The 1,523-nt window shown below is 66.1% G+C and carries 2 protein-coding genes and 1 pseudogene; all 3 read right to left on the bottom strand.

Going from position 1 to position 1,523, the window contains the following annotated elements; genetic code table 11:
• A partial coding sequence (locus B3446_RS09520) for an ATP-binding cassette domain-containing protein (RefSeq protein ID WP_291380413.1) occupies positions 1 to 528 on the bottom strand: 528 nt, incomplete at its 3' end.
• Positions 529 to 542: 14 nt separating this feature from the next.
• Positions 543 to 1,421, bottom strand: coding sequence for an ABC transporter permease (locus B3446_RS09515; RefSeq protein ID WP_175138943.1), 879 nt, complete (start codon positions 1,419 to 1,421; stop codon positions 543 to 545).
• Positions 1,418 to 1,523 (bottom strand): annotated as a pseudogene (locus B3446_RS09510) (ABC transporter permease); the annotation flags it as partial. The gene B3446_RS09515 and the pseudogene B3446_RS09510, both read right to left, overlap by 4 nt.

Below are 1,523 nucleotides of genomic sequence, written 5' to 3'. Positions count from 1 at the left end.
AATCATCACGCGCTGGCGCATCCCGCCCGACAACTGGTGTGGATAACGGTCCAGGATGGCGCGCGCCTCGGGGATGCGCACTCGTTCCAGCATGCGCAGCGTTTCCGCCCGCGCCGCCGCCGCGTCCAGGCCCTGGTGCAGCTGCAAGGCCTCGGCAATCTGATTGCCCGCCGTAAAGCTGGGGTTCAGCGACGTCATCGGCNNCATCGGCTCCTGGAAGATCATTGCCACGTCCGCGCCGCGGACGCGCTGCAGCGTCGAATCGGGCGCGCTGACCAGATCCAGCACCTCGCCGCTACGCCGGCGCAGCAGCATCCCGCCATTGGCGATATGTCCGCCGCCGTACTCGACCAGGCGCATCAGCGCCAGTGACGTTACCGACTTGCCGGAGCCCGACTCGCCCACGATGGCCAGCGTCTCGCCTCGGTTCACGTGAAAAGAAACATTGCGCACCGCTTCCACGGTGCGTTCGGGCGTTTTGAACCGCACCGTCAGGTCATTGACCTGTACGACACGGTTGGAATCCATGGTTGCCATATCGATTACTTTTCCTGACGCGGATCGAGCGCGTCACGCAGCCCGTCACCCAGCAGATTGAAGCCCAGCACCACCAGGAAAATGGCCGATCCGGGGAAGATCGACATCCAGGGCGCCTGGGTCATGAAGTTCTTGGCCGTGTTCAGCATCGAGCCCCACGACGGCGTCGGCGGCTGCAGCCCCAGGCCCAGGAAGGACAGGCTGGCCTCGGCGATGATGGCCGTGGCGATCGTGATCGTGGCCTGCACGATCAGCGGCGGCATCACGTTGGGGAACACGTGCCGGCCGATGATGCGAAGGTCGGACGCGCCCAGCGCGCGGGCGCTCTGCACGTAGTCCTCGTTCTTGACCGCCAGCACCTGCCCCCGTGTCAGCCGGATGAACTTGGGCGCCGCGGACACGCCGATGGCGATCATCGCGTTGGTCAGGCTGGGCCCCAGAAAGGCGGCCAGCGCAATCGCCAGAATCAGGAAGGGAATGGCCAGGAGCGCCTCGGTGGCGCGCGAGATGAAGCTGTCCGTCCAGCCGCCGAAGTAACCCGCGGCCAGGCCGAACGGCACGCCCACGATCAGCGCGATCAGCACCGACACCAGGCCCGCCATCAGCGACGCGCGCGCGCCGTACACCATGCGGCTGTAGATGTCGCGGCCCAGCTCGTCTGTACCCAGCCAATGCGCCGCGGACGGCGCCTTGCGGATGGTGGTGAAGCTGGTCTGCAGGGGATCCTGGCTGACGATGAACGGGGCCAGGATGGCCACCACGACGAAGAACAGCACGATGCCCAGGCCGAGCATCGCGATGCGGTTGCGTTTGAATTTGGCCCACGCGCGATTGCGGCTGCGGGGCGGCGTGACGGCTGCGGCCGTTGCAGGAATTGCGCTCATGAGTGCCTCAGGCGGGGATTGACCAGGATGTACAGGATGTCGGCCAGCAGGTTCATCAGGATGAAGCCCACCGCCACGCAGAGCACCACGCCCTGCACCACC

It is taken from the genome of Achromobacter sp. UBA5777 (assembly GCF_002418565.1).
GTDB lineage: Bacteria > Pseudomonadota > Gammaproteobacteria > Burkholderiales > Burkholderiaceae_B > Achromobacter > Achromobacter animicus.
The sequence above is the reverse complement of the archived record's forward strand: the minus strand, read 5'-3'. Positions and strand labels throughout refer to the sequence as shown.